The organism is Kitasatospora sp. NPDC086791 (assembly GCF_040685975.1).
Classification (GTDB): domain Bacteria; phylum Actinomycetota; class Actinomycetes; order Streptomycetales; family Streptomycetaceae; genus Kitasatospora.
On sequence record NZ_JBFBOC010000005.1, the window covers coordinates 110818 to 137054 of the forward strand.

At 75.1% G+C, this 26237-nt stretch carries 18 protein-coding genes and 1 pseudogene; 13 read left to right on the forward strand and 6 right to left on the reverse strand.

Annotated elements, in window-relative coordinates; translation table 11 throughout:
- Positions 1–35: 35 nt before the first annotated feature.
- Positions 36–584 (reverse strand): SHOCT domain-containing protein, encoded by a 549-nt coding sequence (locus AB0Q99_RS10855; RefSeq protein ID WP_363570219.1) that lies wholly within the window; start codon positions 582–584, stop codon positions 36–38.
- A 57-nt stretch (positions 585–641) separates the two neighbouring features.
- Between AB0Q99_RS10855 and AB0Q99_RS10860 the strand changes: the two genes are divergently transcribed.
- From AB0Q99_RS10860 to AB0Q99_RS10895, 8 genes and pseudogenes are all read left to right on the forward strand, one after another.
- Entirely contained in the window at positions 642–1778 is a 1137-nt protein-coding gene (locus AB0Q99_RS10860; RefSeq protein WP_363570221.1) for a hypothetical protein, read from the forward strand.
- A 161-nt stretch (positions 1779–1939) separates the two neighbouring features.
- Positions 1940–3679 (forward strand): protein kinase, encoded by a 1740-nt coding sequence (locus AB0Q99_RS10865; protein ID WP_363570222.1) that lies wholly within the window; start codon positions 1940–1942, stop codon positions 3677–3679.
- 144 nt (positions 3680–3823) lie between these two features.
- Positions 3824–5455 carry a succinic semialdehyde dehydrogenase gene (locus tag AB0Q99_RS10870; protein WP_363570224.1) on the forward strand — a complete coding sequence of 544 codons (1632 nt, stop codon included), beginning with the start codon at positions 3824–3826 and terminating at the stop codon, positions 5453–5455.
- 124 nt (positions 5456–5579) lie between these two features.
- Positions 5580–7415, forward strand: coding sequence for a GMC family oxidoreductase (locus AB0Q99_RS10875; protein ID WP_363570226.1), 1836 nt, complete (start codon positions 5580–5582; stop codon positions 7413–7415).
- Positions 7416–7562: 147 nt separating this feature from the next.
- A complete protein-coding gene (locus AB0Q99_RS10880) occupies positions 7563–9476 on the forward strand; it encodes a proline-rich domain-containing protein (RefSeq protein WP_363570228.1) in 1914 nt (637 codons plus the stop codon).
- A gap of 975 nt (positions 9477–10451) precedes the next feature.
- A complete protein-coding gene (gene guaA / locus AB0Q99_RS10885) occupies positions 10452–12047 on the forward strand; it encodes a glutamine-hydrolyzing GMP synthase (RefSeq protein ID WP_363570230.1) in 1596 nt (531 codons plus the stop codon).
- 259 nt (positions 12048–12306) lie between these two features.
- Positions 12307–12822: pseudogene (locus AB0Q99_RS10890) on the forward strand (DoxX family membrane protein); the annotation flags it as partial.
- A gap of 228 nt (positions 12823–13050) precedes the next feature.
- The gene (locus AB0Q99_RS10895) at positions 13051–13335 is read left to right on the forward strand and encodes a Rieske (2Fe-2S) protein (RefSeq protein ID WP_363570450.1); all 285 of its coding nucleotides are present in this window, start codon (positions 13051–13053) and stop codon (positions 13333–13335) included.
- A gap of 64 nt (positions 13336–13399) precedes the next feature.
- On the opposite strand, the gene AB0Q99_RS10900 is transcribed toward AB0Q99_RS10895, so the two are convergent.
- Together AB0Q99_RS10900 and AB0Q99_RS10905 are read right to left on the reverse strand one after the other, a co-directional pair.
- Entirely contained in the window at positions 13400–13609 is a 210-nt protein-coding gene (locus AB0Q99_RS10900; RefSeq protein WP_363570232.1) for a hypothetical protein, read from the reverse strand.
- The gene (locus AB0Q99_RS10905) at positions 13606–15036 is read right to left on the reverse strand and encodes a PspC domain-containing protein (protein WP_363570234.1); all 1431 of its coding nucleotides are present in this window, start codon (positions 15034–15036) and stop codon (positions 13606–13608) included. The genes AB0Q99_RS10900 and AB0Q99_RS10905 overlap by 4 nt, the downstream gene beginning before the upstream one ends.
- A 164-nt stretch (positions 15037–15200) precedes the next feature.
- On the opposite strand from AB0Q99_RS10905, the gene AB0Q99_RS10910 reads away from it, so the two are divergent.
- From AB0Q99_RS10910 to pcrA, 3 genes are all read left to right on the forward strand, one after another.
- A complete protein-coding gene (locus AB0Q99_RS10910) occupies positions 15201–16631 on the forward strand; it encodes a PspC domain-containing protein (RefSeq protein WP_363570451.1) in 1431 nt (476 codons plus the stop codon).
- Positions 16624–17328 carry a response regulator transcription factor gene (locus tag AB0Q99_RS10915; RefSeq protein WP_363570236.1) on the forward strand — a complete coding sequence of 235 codons (705 nt, stop codon included), beginning with the start codon at positions 16624–16626 and terminating at the stop codon, positions 17326–17328. Before AB0Q99_RS10910 ends, AB0Q99_RS10915 begins: the two co-directional genes overlap by 8 nt.
- 143 nt (positions 17329–17471) lie before the next feature.
- Positions 17472–20153 carry a DNA helicase PcrA gene (pcrA, locus tag AB0Q99_RS10920; protein WP_363570238.1) on the forward strand — a complete coding sequence of 894 codons (2682 nt, stop codon included), beginning with the start codon at positions 17472–17474 and terminating at the stop codon, positions 20151–20153.
- Between the two features lie 81 nt (positions 20154–20234).
- Here pcrA and AB0Q99_RS10925 read toward each other — a convergent pair whose 3' ends face one another.
- Positions 20235–21041: a peptidoglycan DD-metalloendopeptidase family protein gene (locus AB0Q99_RS10925; RefSeq protein ID WP_363570240.1), complete on the reverse strand. Its 807-nt coding sequence runs from the start codon at positions 21039–21041 to the stop codon at positions 20235–20237.
- A gap of 325 nt (positions 21042–21366) precedes the next feature.
- Between AB0Q99_RS10925 and AB0Q99_RS10930 the strand changes: the two genes are divergently transcribed.
- Complete coding sequence (locus AB0Q99_RS10930; protein WP_363570242.1) at positions 21367–21771, forward strand: cobalamin B12-binding domain-containing protein; 405 nt, start codon at positions 21367–21369, stop codon at positions 21769–21771.
- Positions 21772–21944: 173 nt separating this feature from the next.
- Here AB0Q99_RS10930 and AB0Q99_RS10935 read toward each other — a convergent pair whose 3' ends face one another.
- Both AB0Q99_RS10935 and AB0Q99_RS10940 read right to left on the reverse strand, forming a co-directional pair.
- Positions 21945–23555: a DUF5691 domain-containing protein gene (locus AB0Q99_RS10935; protein WP_363570244.1), complete on the reverse strand. Its 1611-nt coding sequence runs from the start codon at positions 23553–23555 to the stop codon at positions 21945–21947.
- Positions 23556–23566: 11 nt separating this feature from the next.
- On the reverse strand, positions 23567–24880 hold the full coding sequence (locus AB0Q99_RS10940; RefSeq protein WP_363570246.1) for an SWIM zinc finger family protein: 1314 nt from the start codon (positions 24878–24880) through the stop codon (positions 23567–23569).
- A gap of 257 nt (positions 24881–25137) precedes the next feature.
- Between AB0Q99_RS10940 and AB0Q99_RS10945 the strand changes: the two genes are divergently transcribed.
- The gene (locus AB0Q99_RS10945; protein ID WP_363570248.1) at positions 25138–26220 is read left to right on the forward strand and encodes an AAA family ATPase; all 1083 of its coding nucleotides are present in this window, start codon (positions 25138–25140) and stop codon (positions 26218–26220) included.
- Positions 26221–26237 lie beyond the last annotated feature (17 nt).

Here is a 26237-nt window from a genome sequence, read left to right on the forward strand (position 1 = left end):
GGAGCCGGCGGGGGCGGCTCCGCCGGCGGCCGGGCTCAGCCGATCAGGCGTTGCTTGGCCCGGGTGAACTCGTCCTCGGTGAGCGCCCCGGAGGCGCGCAGGGCGGCCAACCGCTCCAGCCGGCCGATGAGTTGCTCGCCGTCACCTCCGTCGGGCGCGGTCGGCGCGGCGGGGTCGGCCGGCTGCCGCGGCACCGGGGCGGTCCGGGCCAGCCGGGCGGACTCCCGTACCCGCTCGGCGAAGACGTCGGCCTTGACCACGTCCTCGAAGCGGTGCGAGCCGGTCAGCGCGACGACCGTCAGCACGTCGCCGTTGAGCCTGGTGCGGGTCACGGTGGCGTCGGTGACGGCGGTGAGCGGAACCGGTACCGGCGGCTTCCCGTCCTTCAGGAAGAGCAGGCGGTGGGTGGTCAGGACGAGCACCCCCTTCCGGAAGTGGTCGGGGTGGCGCCCGGCGGTGGAGGCGACCGGCTCCTCGCCGTCGATGACGGTTCCCTCGACGGTGCGGACGGCTTCCGCCCGGTCGGCTCGGTCGTGGTTTCCCGCCACCCGGAAGGCGGTGTCGATCAGATCGGTCCAGTCCATGGGACCGAGCGTAAAGGAGCCGCTCAGTAGGCTGCTCGGTGAGCGAGAGGAACTGGCATGCGAGGCGGCCCCGGGCAGTTGCTGGCGGGACGGTACCGGCTGACGGACCGTCCGGAACCCTTCCGAGCCCACGCGGTGGACGAGCGGACCGGTGAATCGGTGCTGCTGCGCGCCCTGGAGCTGCCCGCGCTGCTGACCGCCGGTCAGGACCCGGAGGACGCGGTACCCGCGCAGGCGGACCGGCTGGTGCGGCGGGTGGCGGCGGTCGGCTCGGCCGCGCCGGCCGCGCACCCGCGGCTGCTGCGCGGGGTCGGGGCCTTCGTCGAGGGCGACCTGCTGTGGACGGCCGAGGAGCGCCCGGCCGGGCTGACGGCGGCCGGACTGCTGGGCGGCGGGCCGGTCCCGCCGTACCGGGCGGCCGAGCTGGCGGCGGATCTGGCCGGCGCGCTGCGGGCGCTGCACGGGGCCGGTCTCACCCACGGCAACCTGACCGCCGAGTCGGTGCTGGTCTGCGAGGACGGCGCGGCGATGCTCGGCGGGCTGCTCGCCGGGGTGGCGCAGGAGGCGCTGGCCGAGGAGCTCGGCGGGCCGGGCGGGCGGCGTCGGTACGACGTGCGGGCCACCCTGGTCGGCCCGGTGGCGGAGCGCTGGCCGCTGGACGGCGGTCCGGCGGGCGACTGCTGGGCGCTCGGGGTGCTGCTGCACCGGCTGGTCACCGGCCGCTCGCCCTACCCCGAGGCCGGCGTGCCGGAGCTGGTCACGGCCGTCCGGGACGGGCGGCGCGAGCACTCGGCGGCCTGCGGGCCGCTGGGGCCGCTGGTCGAGCGGCTGCTGCAGCCCGATCCGGTGCTGCGGCCGACCGCGGAGACGGTGTGGCGGGAGCTGGCGGAGCTGCTGGCGGGCGCGCCGGAGCCGGTGGACGAGGAGCGGGCGGCGGGGGCGGTGACGCTGAAGCCGGAGGCGCCGCTGGTGGTGCGGCCGCGCCGGGGCAACCGGGGCGGCCAGGGCGGCCGAGGGGGCGGGAAGGCCGGGCATTCCGGGAATGCGGTGGCGGGCGACGGCACCGGGAACGGGCCCGGCGGTGGCGGGAAACCGCCACGGATACCCCCGGCCCTGTGGGGACCGTTGCTGGTGGGGGGAGTCTTTGTCCTGCTGGCGCTCGGAATTGCCGCCGTGGTGCTGTTCGCAGGCTGACGGCCCGGGCGGAGCGGTTGTCGCCGGTCCGGGCGGCGGGTGTGATTACCGGGGGCGGCGGGCTACGCCTAATGTGTGCGTGAGATTTGTTCGAACAGTGGTCTGCACCAGGCCCTCCGTCGCGGTGACGGCAGGCGGAATGTGTGGGGGAGCGGTCGCAGATGGGTGTGCAGGACGGGCCGGAAGCGGCCGAGGCGGAGCGGTTGCTGGCCGGGCGGTACGAGCTCGGTGAGCGGCTCGGCCGTGGCGGCATGGGCACCGTCTGGCGGGCCTGGGACCGGATGCTCGACCGCGAGGTCGCGGTCAAGGAGCTCACCGTCAACCACCTCCCCGAGGAGGACCTGCAGATCCTGCACACCCGGATGAAGCGCGAGGCCGTCGCGGCCGCGCGGATCAAGCACCCCGGCGTGATCACCGTGCACGACGTGCTGGAGCAGGACGGCCGGCCGTGGATCGTGATGGAACTGGTCGACGGCCGCTCGCTGGCCGACGTGATCAGCCAGGACGGCACCTTGCAGCCGCGCGCCGCCGCCGAGGTCGGCAGCCAGGTGCTCGCCGCGCTGCACCGCGGCCACCAGCTGGGCGTGCTGCACCGGGACGTGAAGCCCGCCAACGTGCTGCTGGAGCGCGGCACCGGGCGGGTGGTGCTGCTGGACTTCGGCATCGCGAAGTACGAGGGCTCCACCGAGCTGACCCGGCCGGGCGACCTGGTCGGCTCGCCGGACTACCTGGCGCCGGAGCGCGCCCAGGGCGAGCGCCCCGGGCCGGCCTCCGACCTGTGGGGCCTCGGGGCGACGCTGTACGCGGCGGTCGAGGGCCAGTCGCCGTTCCGGCGGGACTCGCCGATCACCACGCTGGCCGCGGTCGTCGACGAGCCGCTGCCGGAGTCGCGCCGGGCCGGGCCGCTGGGGCCGGTGCTGGCCGCACTGATGGCCAAGGACCCGGACGAGCGGCCGACCGCGGACGAGGTGGCCCGGATGCTGGCCGAGGTGCAGGCCGGGCACACGATCGGCTTCAAGGCCGTCGCGCCGCTGCGGGCGCCCACCCGGTCGGTACCGGTGGTGGACCGCGGGGAGGGCCCGGCGGAGGCCGCGGAGGCCCCGGAAGGGGGCTCCGAGGGGCCGACCGAGCAACAGGCGGCCGTCGGCACTCCCGCCGCCGCCCCGGCCACCCAGGACACCTCCGGGGGCGGGGCGGCCGCCGCACAGGCGCACACCGCGCCGGTCGCGCCGGTGGCGCACGCCGTCACGCCCGCGCGCGGCCCGGCCAAGCGCCGCAACCTGATCAGGATCGTCGCCGTCGCGGTGGCGATCGGCCTGCTGGCGGCCGCGGGGACCTTCCTCGTCACCCGGTACGTGGTCGGCGGCGGCCCCGACGAGCCGCAGCCGACCGGACCGGTCGAGCCGACCGGACCGGAGCCCGACAGCAGCCCCTCGGCGGCGGCGCCCAACGGCTACCGCTGGGTCGACGACCCGGCCGGCTTCCGCTTCCCGCTGCCCTCCGGCACGCCGACCTGGCAGCGCAGCACCACCTCCGACAACCAGATCTACTACAGCCCCGACAACAAGACGCACTACCTGCAGTTCTCCGTCACCGCCGGGCAGTCGGTGAAGCCGCTGGAGCACATGCGGCAGATGGAGGGCGCCGTCTCCAAGTCGCTGAAGGACTACAAGCAGCACAAGATGACCAGCGTGGCGGTCAACGGCCACGAGGCGGCCGTCTGGGAGTTCAGCTACGCCGCCCAGGGCGGCGGCCGGCGGCGGGCGGTCGAGGCCGAGTTCCTCGACGACGACGGCACCAGCTACGCGATCTACTCCTCCAGCCCGGAGCGGGGCAACGAGTGGACCGAGGCGGAGCAGCGCTTCAACGCGGTGCTCCGCGATTTCACGCCGACCCGCTGAGCGCGGCCGGTCGCCGGCAGGCCCGGTCGGGCGGGCGGTCGCGGGACGGCGCCGACGGCCGGAGCGCCCGCTGTCACCCGACTGCGGCAGATTCTTGTTACCCACGGGTACCGGACCGGCCGCCGAAGGCCTAGGCTGCGCCGTATGTCGGACCTCACAGCAGATGCAGTGGCCACCGGGCACCCCGGCGCCGGCAACCCGGCGGCCCCCGGCGGGGCCCGGACCGTCGCGGCGGCCGTCCCGCCGTCCCTGGTCGACCGGCTGGCCGCCGGCGTCACCGCCACCGGCGAGCCCGACCTGGTGGAGACCGTCGCCCCGCTGACCGGCGAGCGGCTGGCCGGCCTGCCGCAGTCCACCCCGGCCGACGTCGAGGTCGCCTTCCGGCTGGCCCGCCGCGCCCAGGCGGCCTGGGCCGCGCTGCCGGTGCGCCGCCGGGCCGCCGTCCTGCTGCGCTTCCACGACCTGCTGCTCAAGCGGCAGGACGAGGTGCTGGACCTGATCCAGGCGGAGACCGGCAAGGCCCGGCTGCACGCCTTCGAGGAGGTGCTGGCCGTCGCCATGGCGGCCCGGCACTACGGGCGGGCCGCGCACGGCTACCTCAAGGACAAGCGGCGCGGCGGCGCGCTGCCGGTGCTCACCCACGCGGTCGAGGCCCGCCGCCCCAAGGGCGTGATCGGCCACATCTCGCCCTGGAACTACCCGCTGGAGCTGTCCGTCGGCGACGCCCTGCCCGCGTTCGCGGCCGGCAACGCGGTGGTCAACAAGCCCGACACCCAGACCGCGCTGACCGCCCTGTGGGCCCGCGAGCTGCTCGTCGAGGCCGGCCTGCCGGCCGACCTGTGGCAGATCGTGATCGGCGACGGACCGGTGATCGGCCCGGCCGTGGTGGAGCACGCCGACTACGTCTCGTTCACCGGCTCCACCCGCACCGGCCGCGACGTCGCCCAGCGCGCCGCCGCCCGGCTGGTCGGCGCCTCGCTCGAACTCGGCGGCAAGAACGCCATGCTGGTGCTCGCCGACGCCGACCTCGACGCCGCCGCCGCGGGCGCCGTCCGGGCCTGCTTCTCCTCCGCCGGGCAGCTGTGCATCTCGATCGAGCGGCTGCTGGTGCACCGCTCGGTGGCCGACGAGTTCCTGGAGCGCTTCGCCGCCCGCACCCGGGCGCTGCGCCTCGGCGGCGGCCTCGCGTACGGCGCGGACATGGGCTCGCTGGTCTCCGTCCGCCAGCTTGAGGCCACCACCCGGCACGTGGAGGAGGCGGTCAAGGCGGGCGCCACCGTGCTGGCCGGCGGCCGCGCCCGGCCGGACCTCGGCCCGTTCTTCTTCGAGCCGACCATCCTCGACGGCGTCACCCCGGAGATGTCGGTCTGCGCCGAGGAGACCTTCGGCCCGGTCGTCTCCGTCTACCGCTTCGACACCGAGGAGGAGGCGGTGGCCGCCGCCAACTCCACGCCGTACGGCCTGAACTCCAGCGTCTGGAGCCGGGACCTGCGACGCGGCCGGACGGTCGCGGCCCGGCTGCGCACCGGGACGGTCAACGTCAACGAGGCGTACGCGGCCGCGTACGGCTCGGTCGCCTCCCCGATGGGCGGCATGGGCGACTCCGGGCTGGGCCGCCGGCACGGTGCCGAGGGCATCCTGCGGTTCACCGAGGCGCAGACCATCGCGACCCAGCGGCTGATGCCGATCGCGCCCTCGTTCGGCCTGGACGACAGGCAGTTCGCCGCCGTGCTGACCGGCGGGCTGCGCGCGCTCAAGGCGCTGCGCTTCAGGTAGGCCCCGGCGGCACCCGGGCCCGCGGTACCCGGCCCCGGCGGCACCCGGGCCCGCGGTACCCGGCCCGGGCGGCACCCGGGCCCCGCCGCAGTCGCGCGGGGCCCGACTCGTGGTTCCCACAGGCATGTTCATCCCGGCGAAGGAGCGGTGGCAGATGGTGGAGTCCGGCGGTGCGGCGGAGTTCGACTACGACGTGGTCGTGGTCGGGTCCGGCTTCGGCGGATCGGTCGCGGCGCTGCGGCTGACCGAGAAGGGCTACCGGGTCGCGGTCCTGGAGGCCGGTCGGCGCTTCGAGCGGGACGAACTGCCCAGGAACTCCTGGGACCTGCCGAACTACCTGTGGGCGCCGCAGCTCGGGCTGTACGGCATCCAGCGGATCCACCTGCTGGCCAATGTGCTGATCCTGGCCGGCGCCGGGGTCGGCGGCGGCTCGCTGAACTACGCCAACACCCTGTACGTGCCGCCGAAGGCCTTCTTCGAGGACCGCCAGTGGCGCCACATCACCGACTGGCAGGAGGAGTTGGCGCCGTTCTACGACCAGGCGCGGCGGATGCTCGGGGTCCGGCTGAACCCGACCGTCACCCCCTCCGACGTCCACCTCAAGGCGGCCGCCGAGCGGATGGGCGTCGCCGACACCTTCCACATGGCCCCGGTCGGGGTGTTCTTCGGCGACGGCGAGGACGCCGGGGGCGCGGCCAAGGCGGCGCCCGGCGACGAGGTCCCGGACCCGTACTTCGGCGGCGCCGGCCCGGCCCGCAGGGCCTGCGTGGAGTGCGGCGAGTGCATGACCGGCTGCCGGCACGGCGCCAAGAACATGCTCACCGAGAACTACCTCCACCTGGCGGAGCGCGGCGGCGCGGAGATCCACCCGCTCACCACGGTCGCCCGGATCCGGGAGATCGACGGGGCCGACGGGAGCCGCGGCTACGCCGTGGACGTGCGCCGCACCGACTCGCGCTCGAAGACGGACCGGGTGAAGGCGGGCGCGCGGACCATCACCGCCGCCCGGGTGGTCGTCGCCGCCGGCACCTACGGCACCCAGTCGCTGCTGCACCGGATGCGGGCCGCCGGGCACCTGCCCCGGATCTCCAGTCGGCTCGGCGAGCTGACCCGCACCAACTCCGAGGCCCTGGTGGGCGCGCAGACCACCGACCGGCGCTACGGCGCCAAGGCGGACTTCACCAAGGGCGTCGCGATCACCTCCTCGATCCACCCGGACGCCAACACCCACATCGAGCCGGTCCGCTACGGCAAGGGCTCCAACGCGATGGGCGCGCTGTCGATTGCCCAGGTCAAGGGCGGTGGACGGGCCCCGCGCTGGCTGCGCTACCTGGGCAACTCGGTGCTCCACCCGGTGACCTTCGCCCGCTCGATGAACCAGCGCGGCTGGTCCGAGAAGACGATCATCGGCCTGGTGATGCAGTCGCTGGACAACTCGATCACCGTCTCGCTGAAGAAGGGCCCGCTCGGCAAGGACCGGCTCACCTCCAGCCAGGGCCACGGCGCCCCCAACCCGACCTGGATCCCCGCCGCCGAGCAGGGCGCCCAGGCGCTGGCCGACGAGATCAACGGCTTCGCGGGCAGCACCGTCGGCGAGATCTTCGACATCCCGATGACCGCGCACTTCCTCGGCGGCTGCCCGATCGGCGACGCCCCCGGGACCGGCGTGGTCGACCCGTACCACCGGCTGTACGGCTACCCCGGGATCAGCGTGGTGGACGGCGCGGCCGTCTCCGCCAACCTCGGCGTCAACCCCTCGCTCACCATCACCGCGCAGGCCGAGCGCGCGATGTCGATGTGGCCGAACAAGGGCGAGGCCGACCCGCGCCCGGCGCAGGACGAGGCGTACCGGCGGGTCTCCCCGGTGGCGCCGGTGCGGCCGGCCGTGCCGGAGGGCGCGTTCGGCGCGCTGCGGCTGCCGCTGCTGGCCGTTCCGGAGGTCCCGAAGAAGCACGGCTGAAGCCCCCGCGAAGGGCCAATCCGCTTGCGGCCGTTACCGGTTGACATCCGTTCGGGTCCGATGGGATAAACGGGCTCCTTGGGGCAGCCCAGGGACTCGTCGAGCGGGGGGAACCGGTCCATGGTCAACTGCGCATCGTGCGGCGCGATGTCGGGGGAAGGGGCGTCGGCGTGCGGCTCGTGCGGGCGGCCGCTCGCGCCCGCGGCCCCGCCCGGGTACGGGCCGCAGCCGCCGTACGGCCATGGCCAGGGTCACGGCCAGGGCCAGGGTTACGCCCACGCCCACGGCCAGGGCTACGGCCAGGGCTACGGCTACGGCGGGGGCCCGCCCGCCCCTCCCGCGGTGGGCAGTTGGGGCGCCGGGACGCCGTACGCCCCGCAGTCGTCCGTCCGCCGTCTGCTGACCTGGGCCGACTGGCTCCCGGCGGTCAAGGCGGCCGTCGCGCCGACCGTCGTGCTGCTGCTGGCCGCGCTGATCGCGGCCACCGCGGACGGCTACCAGGACGAGTACCAGGTCGGGTCGTCCGACTTCGGCGACCGCTTCGGCGTGACGCTGTCGATCACGCTGAACGCGCTCGGCGCGCCGTTCAGGCTCGGGTACCAGAGCACGCTGAGCCGGGGCGACACCGAACGGATGGACATCGTCATCCGGGTGGCGCCGATGACCGTCACCGTCCTGTGGTGCCTGGCGCTCTGGGTCGGTCTGCGGGCCGGGCTGCGCCGCCGCAAGGCGGTGGAGGGGCAGCTGACCCGCGGCCGGGCGGCGGGAGAGGGGCTGCGCACCGCCGTGGTCCTGGCGGTGGTGACCACGCTGCTCTGGGCGGTCGGCGGTACGAGCCGGCAGTTGCGGGACTCCTACGACGTGTCCGACGACGCCGTCGGCCGGGATCTGCCCCGGCCGACGGTCACCGCGGACGCCGGCTGGCTGGAGGCGGTCGGCTGGACCCTGCTGCTGGCCGGACTGCTGGCCTTCCTCGTCTACGGCACCGACGCGCTGCGCTGGGCCGCCTGGCGCAGCCGGTCGGTGCGCGGCTGGGCGGTGGCCGCGCTGGCCGCGGGCCGGGCGATGGCGGTGTCGGTGGCCCTGGCCTCGGTGGTGGCCTTCGTCCTGGTCGCGGTGAACAGCACCAGCGGCGGGCAGATCGCGCTGTCGCTGGCCTTCCTGCCCAACCTCGGACTCCTCCTGCTCGGCTTCGGCTCGGGGGCGACCTTCCAGGTTCGCAGCGGCAGGTTCGGCGACGGGACGTTCTGGGGCACGCGCGGCGACGACCTGGACCTCTCCTACTTCGACCTGCACGACCGGGTGACCGCCGACTGGCGCTGGGCCGGCCTGCTGGCGCTCCTCGCGGCGGGGACGCTCGGCTGGACGGCGTACCGGCGGCAGCTGGACGCGGCCGACCGGCTGCGGCTGGCGGCCGTGCACGCCGCGGCGCTCACCGCGCTGACGGCGGTGGCCGGGTCGGTGCTGACCCGGACCTCGTCCGCGACGGGCATGGGTCTGACCTCCGACCTGGAGGTGTCCCGGGAGACCTCGGTCGGGCTGACCTTCCTGACCCTCCTGGTGGCCAACGCGGTCTGGGCGGTGGTCGGCGCGCTGCTGGTGCCGTCGCTGCTGGTGGCGGTCCGCGGCGGGGGCGCGGGTGCCGGGCACCCCGCGGGCCCGTACGCCGCGGCTCCGTACGGCACACCCCCGTACGGCACCCCGCCGTACGGGGGTGTGCCGTACGGCGGTGCGCCCCGGGGCGCGGTTCCGCCCCCGTACCCGTCGGCGCCGCCCGTGCCGCAGGGGTCGTCGTACGGGCCGCCGCCGCCCGGCGTCCCCACGCAGGGCGTGCCGGGTCAGGGCGTGCCGGGGTCGGGCGTTCCCGGGTACGGGGTTCCGCCGCAGCCCGCCGCGCCGCAGGACGGCCCGCTCGCTCCCGGGAGCGGGGTGAGCGAGGTGCTCGGCTCACACGAAGCGCCGATCGCCCCCGCGGCCGGCACGCCGGCCGGCGCCGCCGAGGTGCCGCCGCCGCGGGCCGAGGAGCCGGTCGACCCGAGCGTCTGGCGCGAGCACCCCTGAGCCCGGCGGGTCCGGAAAGGGCAAAGGGCCCCGCGGGGGAACGGGGCCCTTTGTCGCTCAGCACTCGGCGTCAGGGCCGCGCCGGTGCTGGGGTGACGGCGCCGGGGGAGGAGCGCCGTCGTGTCGGTTGGCTTCGGTCCGCGCCCTCGCGGTTCCCGGCGTGGGTGGCCGGCGGCGCGGGGCGCGCACGCGCGTGGAGCGGCGGGCGGCGCGCTGGTCTGCGCCGGTTCATCGCTCACGGAGCGTGAAGTGAAAACCGCTGTCGCCTCGCTGGGTGGCGACCGCGGAACGGTGCGGGCCGGACTCCTCGGTGAGCCGTCAGGTCGCCGGGAGAACCGCTTACAACGAGCATCGTGCTGGACGGAGGGCCGGCTCTGCAACCGATTCGGCACAGTTCGATCCGGTCCGTTTGCCGCCGGGGCAATCATCGATGATCACGGTGTGTAGTGGTCCGGAGGGTTGCGGCGCACGGGGACGCGCGTAGCGGCGCAGCACTCACGGGGGAGTGCGCCGGGTGTGCCCCGGCTCGGGCCGGGGGTGCGACGGCCGGTCCCGGGCGTCCCCGGACTCCGGCCGTCCCACCTCTCGGCCCAGTCGCGGCCGGGGTCGCTGTCCCCTGCTAGGCCGGCCGCGGCACCCGCGCACGGTCCCACGGCGCCGCGCTCCCGGCGTACCGGGTGGCGGCGCCACGTGCGCCGGTGGACTGGGGTGAAGCTCCACGCGTGGTCCTGCAGCCGTACGGCCTGCCCCCGCGGGGGTCGGTCGGCGCGTCTGGCGGACGCGGCGCGGCCGTGCGGTCGTCCGGAGCAACGAACGGCGGCCCCGCCCGGTCACGGTCCGCCGGGCGGGCAGACGAGTGAAACCGGCCAGCCCGGTAGAATCGGTGTCCAGACACCCCACGCCCGTCGCCACCGCAGCCCCGCAGGGGGAGGCGGCTCCGCGTGACACCCCGATACCGCTGCCGGAAGGCCGTCTGTGTCCTCTGCAATTCCCGTCCAGTCCGTGCCGGACAACGACACCGTCCTGGTGGTCGACTTCGGTGCCCAGTACGCCCAGCTCATCGCCCGTCGGGTGCGTGAGGCGCGGGTCTACAGCGAGATCGTGCCGAGCAGCATGCCGGTGGCCGAGATGCTCGCCAAGAACCCCAAGGCGATCATCCTCTCCGGCGGCCCGTCGTCGGTCTACGAAGAGGGCGCGCCGCGGATCGACCGCGCGATCTTCGAGGCCGGTGTCCCGGTCTTCGGCATGTGCTACGGCTTCCAGCTGATGGCCGTGACGCTCGGCGGCACCGTCGACAACACCGGCGCCCGCGAGTACGGCCGCACCCCGCTGGCCGTCTCCCGCACCGGCTCCACCCTGTTCGAGGGCGTCCCCGCGCAGCACTCGGTGTGGATGTCGCACGGCGACGCCTGCTCCGCCGCGCCGGAGGGCTTCACCGTCACCGCCTCGACCGACGTGGTCCCGGTCGCCGCCTTCGAGAACGACGAGGCCCGCCTCTACGGCGTCCAGTACCACCCCGAGGTGCTGCACTCCGACCACGGCCAGCAGATCCTGGAGCACTTCCTCTACCGCGGCGCCGGCATCGCCCCGACCTGGACCACCGGCAGCGTGGTCGAGGAGCAGATCGCCCTGATCCGCGAGCAGGTCGGCACCAAGCGCGCGATCTGCGGCCTGTCCGGCGGCGTGGACTCCGCGGTCGCGGCCGCCCTGGTCAACAAGGCCATCGGCGACCGGCTGACCTGCGTGTACGTCGATCACGGCCTGATGCGCAAGGGCGAGACCGAGCAGGTCGAGAAGGACTTCGTGGCCGCCACCGGCGTGCAGCTGAAGGTCGTCGACGCCGCCGAGCGTTTCCTGAACGCGCTGAAGGGGGTCAGCGACCCCGAGGAGAAGCGCAAGATCATCGGCCGCGAGTTCATCCGGGTCTTCGAGCAGGCCCAGGCCGAGATCATCGCCGAGGCCGGCGAGCAGGGCGAGTCGGTCGACTTCCTGGTCCAGGGCACCCTGTACCCGGACGTGGTGGAGTCCGGCGGCGGCACCGGCACCGCCAACATCAAGTCCCACCACAACGTCGGCGGCCTGCCCGAGGATCTGCAGTTCCAGCTGGTCGAGCCGCTGCGCAAGCTGTTCAAGGACGAGGTCCGGATGGTCGGCCAGGAGCTGGGCCTGCCGGAGGAGATCGTCCAGCGCCAGCCGTTCCCGGGCCCCGGCCTGGGCATCCGGATCGTCGGCGAGGTCACCCAGGAGCGCCTGGACCTGCTCCGCGACGCCGACGCGATCGCCCGCGAGGAGCTGACCGCGGCCGGTCTGGACCGCGAGATCTGGCAGTGCCCGGTCGTGCTGCTCGCCGACGTGCGCAGCGTGGGCGTGCAGGGCGACGGCCGCACCTACGGTCACCCGATCGTGCTGCGCCCGGTCTCGTCCGAGGACGCCATGACCGCGGACTGGTCGCGCCTGCCGTACGACGTGCTGGCCCGGATCTCCACCCGGATCACCAACGAGGTCCGCGACGTGAACCGCGTCGTCGTCGACGTCACCAGCAAGCCGCCGGGCACCATCGAGTGGGAGTGATCACTCCCGCCGGCCGCCGGGGCCCGTCGTCGACGGAGTCCTGAGGCCGGAGCCCGAGGCCGGAGCCCGAGGTCGAAGCCCGGGGCCGAAGCCTGAACGGCCGCGCCGTCGTTCCCGTATCCAAGGGAGCGACGGCGCGGCCGTTCGCGGTGCGGGAGCCGCTCCCCGGGTGGGACCTCCCACCGAAAGCGGGCAGGAGCGGGCAGAATGCGGACCGGACCTGTCAGGGAGTGGCAGGCCGAGAGGGAAGGTGTACGGGATGTCGGAGGCCAGCAACGCGGAGCCGGCCGGCGGGGGAGCGGCCGGTCGGGCCGCCCGGGCGGCACAGCGGCGGGCGCTCGCGTCCAGGTACGCGCTGCTCCCGCTCCGGCTCTTCCTCGGCGTCACCTTCGTCTACGCCGCCCTCGACAAGCTCTCCGACGCGCACTTCCTGGCCGGCGCGGGCGACCCGGCCTCCTTCGTCTCGCAGACCCAGGCGGCCAAGGCCGGCGGCAGCCCGATCTCCTTCCTGCTCGGCCCCGCCCTCGACCATCCGACCCTGTTCGCGCTCGCCGTCGCCTTCGGCGAGCTGGCGGTCGGCCTCGGCACCCTGCTCGGCCTCTGGGGCCGGGTCGCCGCGCTCGGCGGCGCCCTCCTCAACCTCAGCCTCTGGCTGACCGTCAGCTGGAGCGTCTCGCCGTACTACCTCGGCAACGACCTCGCCTACCTGATGGCCTGGACCCCGCTGGTGCTGGCCGGCACCCCGTACCTGTCGGTGGACGGCTACTTCGCCCGCCGGGCCGACCGGGACCGCGCGCGCGGGCTGGGCGAGGACCTGGTCAAGCGTCGGGCGCTGGTGGACGGCGGCATCGCGGCCGTCGCGATCGGCGGCGCCGGGCTGCTCACCGGCTCGCTGACCCGCACCTTCGGCCGGGACCGGCGGGCCGGGTCCAAGCAGGCGGCGGCCCCGGTCCCGGGCACCGCGGCGTCCGCCCCGACCGCCCCCACCGTGCCCGCCGCGAGCGTGCCGGTCGGCGGCTCGGCCCAGGTCAAGGACCCGGTCACCGGGGACGCCGTCTACATCGTGCAGCCCACGGCCGGCCAGTACTGCGGCCTCTCCTCGGTGTGCACCCACTCCGGCTGCGCGGTGGACGCCCCGAAGAACGGCCGGCTCTACTGCCCCTGCCACGGCTCCCGGTTCGACGCCGCCACCGGCGCGGTGGTCAACGGGCCGGCGGTCAAGCCGCTGCCGAAGTACACCGTCACCCGGGACGGGGACCAGCTGACCCTGGGCCCGCAGCAGAGCTGAGGCCCGGGGCCGGGGGCTCACGGGGTCCGGGGCTCCGGGCCCGGGGGCCCCGGGGTGGGGCGGGTCACTCCTCGCGGTCGGCGCAGCCGCGCCGGGCCACCGCCGCGACCGCGCCGGCCAGCCCGCCCACCCCGAGCACGATGAAGGTCACCGGGATGACGATCCGACCGTTCACCGACTGGTCGTTGAGCGCGGCGACCAGGTACAGCAGGGCGATCACGGTGAACAGGCCGCCCGCGATCAGCGAGAACAGGTCGAGCCGGTGCTTCCTCACTGCTGGACCACCTTGATGTTGCCGAGCCCGATGCCGAGTTCGAGGTTGAGTGTGCCCTTGGAGGCCTGGCCGTCGGCCGGGCCGATCAGATAGGTGTGCCGTCCGGTGCCGTCGCTGCGGCCACCGGGGGTCTCGATGTTGCCGAGGCCGACCCGGGCGACCAGGTTCACCGTCACGTCGGCCGGCACGGTGACGGTCATGTCGCCGGCGCCGAGGTCGGCCTTGGTGGCGAGGGTGGCGCCGGCCGGGTCGAGCCCGGCCAGGTCCAGCCGGGCCTCCCCGGCGCCGAGGTTGTAGCGGTCCCGCAGGTCGGACACCGTGGTGACGGTCCAGTCGCGCTGGCCGACGGCGTTCTTCATCGAGGTCGGCGAGTGGCCGACGAAGGCCAGCGCCAGGGTGAGCAGCAGACCGGTCACCGCGAGCTTGCGGGCCCGGCCGAACTTCGCGCCGACCAGCAGGGTCAGGCCGACCACCAGCAGCGCGGCGGCCAGCGCCGCCGAGCTCAGCCTGGTGGGGTCGTGGCGGTTCGAGGCCGCGGACCAGATCGCGGCGGCCGCGCCGATCGCCAGCAGGAAGCCGAAGAAGCCGAGCGCCGAACGCTCCCGGGGGCGCCGCACGACGGCGGGCTCCGAGCGGCGTGCCGGGCGCTCCTTGCGCAGCGGGTCGCCCTCCGGCAGGTCGGTGCGCTGCCACCAGGGCTGGGCCGGGCCGCCGGCCGGCGGCACCGGGGTGCCGAACGGCGGGGTGGGGGTCGCGGTGGTGGCGCCGCCGTACGGGTTGCGCTCGGGGTGGCGCGGGTCCCACAGGTAGCCGCTCGCGCCCGGCGCCGGGCTGTCGGCGGGGACGGTGCCGGCGGCCCGGGCGGCGGCGTGCCTGGCCCGCGCCGCCTCGTCCGGCTCGGGCCGCGGCCAGACGTAGTCCTCGGGCCCGGGCTCGGCGAAGTGGCGGTCGTACGGGCCGCCGCGCCGGCGCCCGCGCACCCGGCCGCGGCGGCGCTCCGGGTCGTAGCGCACCGCCAGGAAGACCAGGCCGGCGAGCAGCAGCAGCGGGAAGATCTGGTCGCCGTTGCCCATCGAGGAGAAGAACACCCCGGTGCCGATCACGGTCAGCAGCACCGCGCCGACCGACTGGCCGTCCACCCGGCCGGTGAGCACCCGCTGGAGCTCGGTGCGCCCGCCGCGGCCCTTGGGCCCGTCGTCGGTCGGGACGATCAGCCAGGCCAGGCCGTACAGGAACAGCCCGAGGCCGCCGGAGAGGCAGAGCACCACGATGACCACCCGGAAGACCACCGGGTCGATGTCCAGGTGCCGGCCGAGGCCGCCGCAGACGCCGGCCACCACGCGGTGGTGCTCGGCCCGGGTGAGGGGCGGTCGCGGTTCCGGCGGGGCGGCGGGCCCGGCCTCCTCGATGCGGGGGTCCTCGGTCATGGGCACCATCCTTCCGGCAGGTGCCGGTCCGGCCCAACCGGGAGCACCCCTGCTCGTACCCTGACTTGTCCCTGATACGGGATGGGGACACACCCTGATGCGCCCGCGGGGGCGCGCGTGGAACCATCGGTGGCGTGGCAGCCCCCGGTACCGATCCCCGCACCATCGCCCCCGACGCCGCGCCGTCGGCCGGCGCCGACCCCGGCGCGCCCGAAGGCGGGAAGCCGCCGTACCGCCGGTTCTACCGCAGCCCGCAGGGCCGGATGCTCGGCGGCGTCGCGCACGGCCTGGCGGTGCACCTCGGGCTGCCGGTGCGCTGGGTGCGGTTCGCCTTCGTCCTGCTGTTCTTCGCGCAGGGGATCGGCGCCCTGCTGTACGCCGCGTTCTGGTTCGTGGTGCCGATCGGCATCGGCGAGCCCTCGGCGCGCGCCGGCGCCCAGTGGATGTACCTCAACGGCGTGTTCGTCCCGGCCGCGCCCGGGCTGCAGGGCGGCCTGCTGAGCAAGGGCGCCGGCGGCGGCCGGCTCGGCCGGCTGCGCCAGCTGCTCCAGCACACGCTGCAGGGCGAGCCGGTGGCGCCGCCCGCGGAGGGCGAGGGCGCTGCGCCGGCCGCCAAGGGCGGGCAGGGCGGCCTCGGCCAGCTCGCCGCCCTGGTCATGGTCGTGATCGGCCTGATCGCCCTGCTCAACGTGCTCGGCTGGCAGACCGCCAAGCCGTACACCTGGCCGCTGCTGGCGATCGGCGTCGGCGTCGCGCTGGTCTGGCGGCAGGCCGACGACTCGCGCTGGCAGCGCTGGTTCGGCATCGAGGAGGGCGAGAAGCGGCGCGGCGCCTACACCCGGGTCGGTGCCGGCGTGCTGCTCGCGGTGGCGGGCACCATCGCGCTGCTCGCCATGCAGGGCAACGGATCCACGCTCGGCTCGGTCATCGAGGCCTCGCTCGCGGTGCTCGCCGGGGTGCTGGTGCTGCTCGGCCCGTACGGCCTGCGGCTGTGGCAGGACCTCGGCGCCGAGCGCACGGCCCGCATCCGCGCCCAGGAGCGGGCCGAGATCGCCGCGCACATCCACGACTCGGTGCTGCACACCCTGACCCTGATCCAGCGTCGGGCCGAGGACCCGAAGGAGGTCCTGCGGCTGGCCCGCTCGCAGGAGCGCGAACTGCGGCTGTGGCTGTACCGCCCGGAAGCCGCCGCCGAGGCCGCGCCGGACACCATGGCGGAGACCCTGCGCGCCGCCGTCGCCGAGGTCGAGGACCGGCACGGCGTCCCGGTCGAGCTGGTGATCGTCGGCGACTGCCCGATGGACGAGCGGATCGCGGCACAGATGCAGGCCGCGAGGGAGGCGACCGTCAACGCGGCCAAGTACGGTGGCGGGGGACCGGTCCAGGTCTACGCCGAGGTGGAGGGGAGGACGGTGTCGGTGTTCGTCCGCGACCACGGCCCCGGCTTCGACCCCGACACGGTGCCCGAGGACCGGATGGGCGTACGGGAGTCGATCATCGGCCGGATGAAGCGCAACGGCGGCACCGCTCGGGTGCGGCCTGCGGCGGGCGGCGGTACCGAGGTCGAGCTGGAGATGGAGAGAGCGAATGACTGAGGCAGCGCCGATGGGGGCCTCCCCGGCCGAGGGCGGGGGGCGCACTGCACGGGTCGTCCTGGTGGACGACCACCGGATGTTCCGGACCGGGGTCCGGGCCGAGATCGGCCGTACCGACGTGACCGGCATCGACGTGGTCGGCGAGGCCGACGACGTGGACTCCGCGGTCCGCGTGGTCGCCGAGACCCGGCCCGACGTGGTCCTGCTCGACGTCCACCTGCCCGGCGGCGGCGGCGTCGAGGTGCTGCGCCGCTCGGTCGGTCTGATGGGTGAGCAGGGCGGGGTGAAGTTCCTGGCACTGTCCGTGTCGGACGCCGCCGAGGACGTCATCGGCGTCATCCGCGGCGGGGCGCGCGGCTACGTCACCAAGACCATCACCGGCACCGACCTGGTGAACGCGGTCTTCCGGATCGCCGACGGCGACGCGGTGTTCTCGCCCCGGCTGGCCGGCTTCGTCCTGGACGCCTTCGCGGCCACCGACACCCCGCCGGTCGACGAGGACCTGGACCGCCTCACCCAGCGCGAGCGCGAGGTCCTGCGCCTGATCGCCCGCGGCTACGCCTACAAGGAGATCGCCAAGCAGCTCTTCATCTCGGTGAAGACGGTCGAGAGCCACGTCTCCGCCGTGCTGCGCAAGCTCCAGCTGAGCAACCGCCACGAGCTGACCCGCTGGGCCACCGCCCGCCGCCTGGTCTGAGCCGGGTCCGCGGTCGGGCTCGTGATCGGGCCCGCGGTCGGCTCCGCGGTCGGGTCCGGGGTCGAGCCCGAGGACGAGCCCGTCCGGCCGGTTTTCTCCGGCCGGGCGGGCTTGTCGGTGGGTGGCCATAGACTCGGAGTGCCATGAATAGCCTCTTTGACGACCTCCCGCTCCCCGGTTTCGAGGCACCCGCCGCCGGGTCGAAGCAGCCCGCCGCGCCCATCGACGAGGAGCCCCCGCCGTACGAGGACGACGTGCCGTACGACGCGTACGAGGAGGCGATCCCGGAGGGGCTGTTCCAGAACGACCACGTCGCCGAGGCGGAGCGCGACGCCTGGTACCGCAACGGCGCCGCCCGTCCGGTGATCGACCCGGCGCAGCTGCTGGAGGGGATGAACGACCCGCAGCGCGAGGCCGTGCTGCACGCGGGCTCGCCGCTGCTGATCGTGGCCGGCGCCGGCTCGGGCAAGACCCGGGTGCTGACCCACCGGATCGCCCACCTGCTGGGCGCCCGCGGCGTGCAGCCGGGCGAGATCCTGGCGATCACCTTCACCAACAAGGCCGCCGGCGAGATGCGCGAGCGCGTCGAGGCGCTGGTCGGCCCGCGCGCCCGGGCGATGTGGGTGTCCACCTTCCACAGTGCCTGCGTGCGGATCCTGCGCCGCGAGTCCAAGCAGCTGGGATTCACCTCCAGCTTCTCGATCTACGACTCGGCCGACTCGCAGCGGCTGATGTCGCTGGTCTGCCGCGACCTCGACCTGGACCCGAAGCAGTTCCCGCCGAAGTCCTTCACGGCGAAGGTCAGCAACCTCAAGAACGAGCTGATCGACGAGGAGACCTTCGCCGCCCGGGCCGCCAATCCGATGGAGCGGAAGCTCGCCGAGGCGTACACGCTGTACCAGCGGCGGCTGCGCGAGGCCAACGCGCTGGACTTCGACGACATCATCATGACGACGGTGAACCTGCTGCAGGCCTTCCCCGAGGTCGCCGGGCACTACCGGCGCCGGTTCCGGCACATCCTGGTCGACGAGTACCAGGACACCAACCACGCCCAGTACATGCTGGTCCGGGAGCTGAGCGGCGGCTCCGTCGCGGCCGCGCCGAAGCGCACCGCCGACGGGGACTTCGTGAACCCGGCGGCCGCGCACCTCGCCGAGGTGCCGCCGGCCGAGCTGTGCGTCGTCGGTGACGCGGACCAGTCGATCTACGCCTTCCGCGGCGCGACGATCCGCAACATCCTCCAGTTCGAGGAGGACTACCCGAACGCGACCACGATCCTGCTGGAGCAGAACTACCGCTCCACGCAGACCATCCTGAGCGCCGCCAACGCCGTCATCGAGCGCAACGGCAACCGCCGCGAGAAGAAGCTCTGGACGGCCGGCGACCACGGCGAGAAGGTGGTCGGCTACGTCGCGGACGACGAGCACGGCGAGGCCCAGTTCATCGCCGACGAGATCGACCGGCTCACCGACAAGGGCGAGGCCAAGCCCGGCGACGTCGCGATCTTCTACCGGACCAACGCCCAGTCCCGCGTCTTCGAGGAGGTGTTCATCCGGGTCGGCCTGCCGTACAAGGTGGTCGGCGGGGTGCGCTTCTACGAGCGCAAGGAGGTCCGGGACGTCCTGGCCTACCTGCGGGTGCTCTCCAACCCGGAGGACACCGTGCCGCTGCGCCGGATCCTCAACGTGCCCAAGCGCGGCATCGGCGAGCGGGCCGAGGCGATGATCGACGCGCTGGCCGCGCGGGAGCGGATCTCCTTCGCCCAGGCGCTGGTGCGGGTGGACGAGGCGTACGGGATGGCCGCGCGCTCGGCCAACGCGGTGAAGAAGTTCAACGTCCTGATGGCCGGGCTGCGCCAGGTGGTCGAGTCGGGCGCGGGCCCGGCGGCGGTGCTGGAGGCCGTCCTGGAGGAGACCGGCTACCTGGCCGAGCTCCAGTCCTCCACCGACCCGCAGGACGAGACCCGGGTGGAGAACCTGCAGGAGCTCGCCTCCGTCGCCCTGGAGTACGAGCAGGATCCGGGCGAGCGGCCGGACGCCGGGGAGGAGGGCGCTCCGCCGGTCGGCACGCTGGCCGACTTCCTGGAGCGGGTCGCGCTGGTCGCCGACTCCGATCAGATCCCGGATGCGAAGCAGTACGGGACAGAAGGAGGAAGTCCGGACGAGGACGAGGAGGAGCAGGGCGTCATCACGATGATGACCCTGCACACCGCCAAGGGCCTGGAGTTCCCGGTCGTCTTCCTGACCGGCATGGAGGACGGGATCTTCCCGCACATGCGGGCGCTCAACCAGGTCAAGGAGCTGGAGGAGGAGCGCCGGCTCGCCTACGTCGGGCTCACCCGGGCGCGCGAGCGGCTGTACCTGACCCGCTCGGTGCTGCGCAGCGCGTGGGGGCAGCCGGCCTACAACCCGGCCTCGCGGTTCCTGGAGGAGATCCCGGAGGCGCTGGTGGAGTGGAAGCGCACCGGGGCGGCGCAGGCGCCGGCACAGCGCGGCTACTCCTCGGGCTCGTCCTGGAGCAAGTCCTCGTCCGGGGGCGGGGGTTCGCGTTCCTCGTCGAGGTCCTCGGGCTCGTCCTCGTCGTCGTTCTCGGCCTCCGCCTCGCCGAAGGCGGGCTGGGGGCAGTCCGCGCGGCGCGGCGGCCAGGCCGCGGAGCGCGAGGTCGTCTCGCTGGCGGTCGGCGACCGTGTCACCCACGACAGCTTCGGGCTGGGCACGGTGGTGGCCGTGACGGGCGTGGGTGACCGGGCGCAGGCCACCGTCGACTTCGGCACGGACGGGCGCAAGCAGCTGCTGCTGCGCTACGCGCCGGTGGAGAAGCTGTAGGTCCCGGGCTCGTCCTCGAACCCCCGCCCTCGCACCCGCGCCCTCGAACCCCCGTCCGCAGGGCGGGGGTCGGGGACGGGCCTAACGGGGGTCCAGGCCGTTGGCCAGGAACCACGGCAGCGGGTCGATCGGCCCGTTGCCGGCCGGCCGGACCTCGAAGTGCAGGTGCGGCCCGGTGCTGTTGCCGCTGCTGCCGACGAAGGCGATGACGTCGCCCTGCTTCACCGGACCCTTGCGGATCTTGTAGCCGCGCAGGTGGCAGTACCAGGCCTCGGTGCCGTCGGGCATCTTGAGCATCGACATGTAGCCGTAGAACGGGTTCCACTGGGTGCGGATGGTGCCGTCGGCGACGGCCATCACCTGGGTGCCGCCGTCCACCGGGAAGTCGATGCCGGTGTGGCGGTTGGCCCAGCGGGCGCCCGCCTCGCCGAACAGCTCGCCGAGGCCGTGCTGCGCGACCGGCATGACCACCTTGGGCTTGACCGGCTCGGGGGCCGGTTCGGGGGTGGGCTGCGCGGCCGGGGCGTCGGTGGGCTGGGCGCCGGCCAGCGGCCGGCGGGCGTCGCCGCGCGAGGCCTGGGCCCGGTCGCCGTCCGCGGCCACCTGCGTGGCCGTCGCCCTGGCGGGCGCGTTGTCCGGGACGCCGTCCGCGGCGGCCTGCGGCGGGACCCGCCCGGCGGCCTGGACGCGCTGCTGCTCGGCCTCCCCCTGCACCGTGATCGCCGCCGCGGCCGCGACCCCGAGCGCGGCCACCGACGGCAGCGCGACCCGCAGCAGCGCCGTCCGGGTGGCCGCCTTGGCGGCACCGCGGCGCTGGGCGCGGGACTGCTCGCGGGCGGCGAGGCGCAGCTCCGCGCGGGTCGGACGGGCGGCTGCTTCGGGAGCCATCGGGGGCTGCCTCCTCGGTGGGCCTCGGGCACGTCAATCGGGCGAGGTCGAACTGCCGTGACTGTAGCCGGAGGAGGGGCGCGCCGGAAAAACCTCCCGCTGTCAAGGGGTCGCCCGGGGGGTCTGCGGGGAGGCTGCCGGAAGAACGGGTATACCCGCTGGTAGCAAGGCTTGGAGCTGTGACTTTGCCCTCCTCTTGGGAGGGGGCTCGGTCAACCGGGCCGGGTGGCGCTAACCTCCCCTCAGGTTGGTTATTGACCGTTAACCGCGCCCGTGGCCCACGAGGCCCGGTGGGGTGGTGGACGACGATGTCCAGGAGGCAGTGATGAGTGTGTCGGGGCCGATCCGTGTGGTGGTCGCCAAGCCGGGGCTCGACGGTCACGACCGTGGCGCCAAGGTCATCGCGCGTGCCCTGCGCGACGCCGGTATGGAGGTCATCTACACCGGGCTGCACCAGACGCCCGAGCAGGTCGTCGACACCGCGATCCAGGAGGACGCGGACGGCATCGGGCTGTCCATCCTCTCCGGTGCCCACATGACGCTGTGCGCGCGGGTGCTGGAGCTGCTGAAGGAGCGCGACGCGGCGGACATCAAGGTCTTCTGCGGGGGGATCATCCCGGACGAGGACATCGCCGAGCTCAAGGCGATGGGCGTCGCGGACATCTTCACCCCGGGCACGCCCACCCGGGACGTGGTCGCCTGGGTCGAGTCCAACCTCCGGGCGAGCTGACCGCCGGGCGCACCGCCCCCGGCGGGGTGGAGCGGGTCGGTCCCCCGGGGGCCGGCCCGCTCCGGCGTTTCCGGGGGCGGTCCGGTCGGGATCGGTCGGGATCGGTCGGGATCGGTCGGGGTCGGTCGGTCCGGTCGGGATCGGTTGGGGTCGGTCGGGGGCGGGGCCCGGCGTCAGCCCCCCAGCTCCGCGAGCATCGCGGCCCGGAAGCGCAGGGTGCCGGCCAGCCGGGCGAAGGTCTCGGCCCAGGCGGAGTCCGGGGCGGCCGCGGCGGCCAGCTCCTCCACCGCGGCGGCCGTCCCGGGCGCGAGCGCGCGCTCCGTCATCCCGAGCACCCCGCTGTGGCTCCACGGGTACGCGCCGGAGGCGGCGGCCCGGGCCAGGGCGCTCACCACGGCGGTGGACAGCGGCGGCGTCCACGGGGTGGCGCAGGCGCCGAGCAACTGGAAGGCCTCGCCCAGCCCGCGCACCTCGATGAAGGCGGCCGTCCAGGCGGCCCGCTCCTCGGGCGGCAGCACGGCCAACAGCTTGGCCGGGGCGCCGGTGGCGCGCGGGGCGCGGGCCCGGCCGGTGCCGCGGCCGGGCGGCACCGGGGCCGGGCCGAGCAGCGCCCGGGCCCACTCGGTGTCGTGCTGGCGGACGGCGGCGCGCGCCCAGGCCTCCCGCAGGTCGTCGGCCCAGCTGCTGCTGGTCTCGTCGATGCTGTCGCCGACCCGCAGCGAGAGCAGCTGTTCGGGCGTCAGCCCGGTGTTCTCCGGCCAGACCGCGAGCGGGGCCGCGGCCACCACCTCGCCGAACCACCAGGCCCGTTCGCCGCGCCCGGTGGGGGACTTGGGCGTGATGCCGTCGCGCTGCATCTGCGCGTCGCACTCGGCGGGCGGGGTGACCAGCAGGTGCGTGCCGGCCCCGGCGAGCCGGACGGCGGTCCGGGCCCGCTCGGCCATCCGGCCCGCGAGGGCGGAGCCGGGCAGGGCGGAGAGCAGTTCGGCGGCGGTGGCGCGGACGTTCTTGCTGCGGTCGCCGAGAGCGGCCTCCAGGAACGGTTCGTCGGCGGGGGAGAGGCCGTCCTGGAGGGCGTCCAGGAAGAGCAGGCGGTCCTCGGCGCGCTCGGTGGACCAGGTGCTGCGCAGCAGCTCCAGGCCGACGGCCGGGTCGCGGCGGCGCAGCTGCGTGAGGTGGGTGACCCGCTCGGCGAACAGGCCCTCGTGCCACAGCTGGTGGTCGGCGGGGTCGGCGCGGCCGGTCGGCGGGTGGGTCGGCTCCTGGGTGGTGGTGCGCAGCACGAACCGCCAGTCCGGGTTCCGCCCGGCCAGCCAGCGGCCCAGCGGACCGGCCAACGCGACGGCGTCGGAGCGCAGTTCGCTGCGGGCGCGGGCGGCGTCGAGCAGGCCGGGCACCAGCGCGGCGGGCGGCCGCAGGCCCCGGGCGCGGGCGGTGGCGAGCCACTGCGGCAGCAGCTCGGTCAGGTTGGCCAGGGTGCCGCCGCCACCGGCGCCGGTCCGGCCGGCCAGCAGGACGGCCAGTCGGCGGGCGGCCGGCTCGGGCAGCTCCGGGCGGGGGTCCGCGGGCGCGGGCGGGCCGGGCGGTTCGGCGGCCGGTACGGGCAGCGCGCCCGCCCGGCGGCGGACGGTGGCCAGGGCGGCCAGCTCCAGCAGGGCGGTGGCCGGGTCGGCCCGGTCGACGGCGCCGGCGAGTGGCAGGGCGGTGGCCGGGAGCGGGCGGCGGTCGGTGCCGAGCAGGGCGCTGGTGTGCAGGGTCTCCCACGGGTCCTGGGTGATCGTCATTCTCGGTGCTCCTAGCAGGTGGTGAGGCCGACCGGGCGGTGCCCGGCGGGCCAGGCCGTGACCGGGGCGAAGCCCTGGTGGCCGTACTCGCCGAAGACCGTCAGCGGGCGGCCGGTGGAGACCGCGGCCAGCCGCCACAGCGGCGCCTCGGGGACGGCCGCGGCGCGGACGGGCACGGTGTGGTGGCCGTCCGTCAGGTACCAGCCGTCCGGGGTGCGGACCGGGACGACGTCGGTGAGGACGGTCGGCCAGCTCTCCAGCCACGGGTCGTCGGCGACGGCGGTGCCGTACCCGGCCGCCGCCTCGGCGACGGTGAGCCCGGCGGGCGGGTCGGCCGGGCCCGCCCCGGGGGCGCCGTAGCGGGTGCCGAGCACGGCGCGCAGCGGGCGGGCGCCGGGGTGGTAGGCGAGCTCGGCCTCCAGGAGGTGGCCGGTGGGCAGGGCGAGGTCGGGGGCCTGGCCGGGGCGGCCGAAGGCCAGCAGGAGGGCGGGGCGGCCGGTCTTGGTGCCGCGCAGCCAGACCCTGCGGGTGGTGAGCCGCTCGTCGGAGCCCCCTTCCATCGGCACCGTCCGACTGCCGAGCACCAGCCAGCGGTCGCGGACGGTGGGGCCGGCCAGCACCTCGGCGGCATCCAGGGTGTAGCCGACCCGGGCGCGGACCGTCGCGGCCAGCTCGGCGGGCAGTTCGTCGACCCGGGTGGCGGCGGTGGCGAGCAGGTGGAGCATCGCGTACTCCTCCAGCAGCCGCTCCGGCGGCACGGTGTCGAGTTCGCGGACCCGGGTGGCCAGGCCGGGGGCCTGCGCGTCGATCATCCGGGCGGCGACCTCCTCCCAGGGGCCGGCGGTGGACCGGTCGGCCAGGCCGTGCCGGATCCGGTCGGCCAGGCGCAGCCGCAGCTCGGCCGCGCCGGCCGCGACCCGGGCGCCGCGCTTCTCGGCCCGGCGGCGGGCGGCCTCCGGGTCGGCCGGGGCCGCCGCGCGCTTCTCGGCGCGCTCCTGGCGGGACCGGAGCCAGTCGGCCGCCCAGTCGGCGGGCTCGGCGGCCGGGACGGCCTCCGGGGAGCCGCTCCACAACAGGAGGAGTCCGAGCGCGTGCTTGCACGGGAACTTCCGGCTCGGGCAGCTGCACTGGTAGGCGGGCGTGGCGAGTTCGACCGCGGTGCGGTACGGCGTGCGGCCGCTGCCCTTGCACTCGCCCCAGACCGCGGTGCCGTCGGTGCCCGTGCCGGACCACGGCGCGGGCGAGGAGAGCTTGCCCGCCGCCTTCTGTGACGTGGCGTCAGGCGCCAGGGACAGGACGTGTTCGGTGCTCCAGCGTTCCTCCATGCGACCGACCGTAGGCGGTGGCACTGACAGTGGCTGACTGCCCGTCCGGAGCGCGGCCCGGAGCGCGCCCCGGTGGCCGGCGGGTCCTCCGGGGGTCCTCCTGGGGGCCTCCCGGGCTCCTCCCGGGCTCCGGCGGGTGATGTCAGTGGTCCGGTGCAGGGTGGTTCCCACAGGTCGGGACGCCGGCCTGGCTCCCCCCGATCATCCCGCCGCCGGGGCACCCGTACCGCCCGGCGGCCGACCCGAAGGAGCCCCCCGTGACCGACGTTCTGCGGCAGCACGCCGAGGACGCCTTCGCCGGCGAACTGGCCGCCCTGGCCGCGCAGGACGACCGTCCGCGCCCCGCGCGCTGGAAGCTGTCGCCCTGGGCCGTGGCGACGTACCTGCTCGGTGGCGAGCTGCCCGACGGCACCCCGATCACCCCCAAGTACATCGGCCCGCGCCGGATCGTCGAGGTCGCCGTGACGACCCTGGCGACGGACCGCGCGCTGCTGCTGCTCGGCGTGCCCGGCACTGCGAAGACCTGGGTGTCCGAGCACCTGGCCGCCGCGATCAGCGGTGACTCCACGATGCTGGTGCAGGGCACCGCCGGCACCCCCGAGGAGGCCGTCCGGTACGGCTGGAACTACGCCCAGCTGCTCACCCACGGCCCCAGCCGGGACGCCCTGGTGCCCTCGCCGCTGATGCGGGCGATGGCCGGGGGCAGGATCGCCCGGGTCGAGGAGCTGACCCGCATCCCGGCCGACGTACAGGACAGTCTGATCACCATCCTGTCCGAAAAGACGCTTCCGATACCGGAATTGGGCACCGAGACACAGGCGGTGCGCGGCTTCAACGTGATCGCCACCGCCAACGACCGCGACCGCGGCGTCAACGAGCTCTCCAGCGCGCTGCGCCGCCGCTTCAACACCGTGGTGCTGCCGCTGCCGGGCTCGCTGGAGGAGGAGGTCGACATCGTCACCCGTCGGGTCGAGCAGCTCGGCCGCTCCCTGGAACTGCCCGAACTGCCGGGCGGCGCCGAGGAGATCAGGCGCGTGGTCACCGTCTTCCGGGAGCTGCGGGCCGGGATCACGACGGACGGCCGGACGAAGGTCAAGACCCCGAGCGGCACCCTCTCCACCGCCGAGGCGATCTCGGTGGTGACCAACGGCCTGGCCCTGGCCACCCACTTCGGCGACGGCGTGCTGCGCGCGGGGGACGTGACGACCGGCATCCTCGGCGCCGTCGTCCGCGACCCGGTGGCGGACCAGGCGGTCTGGCGCGAGTACGTCGAAGGGGTGGTGCGCGAGCGCGACGGCTGGAAGGACTTCTACCGCGCCGCCCGCGAGGTGACCGCGTGAGCCGGCGGAACGGGCGG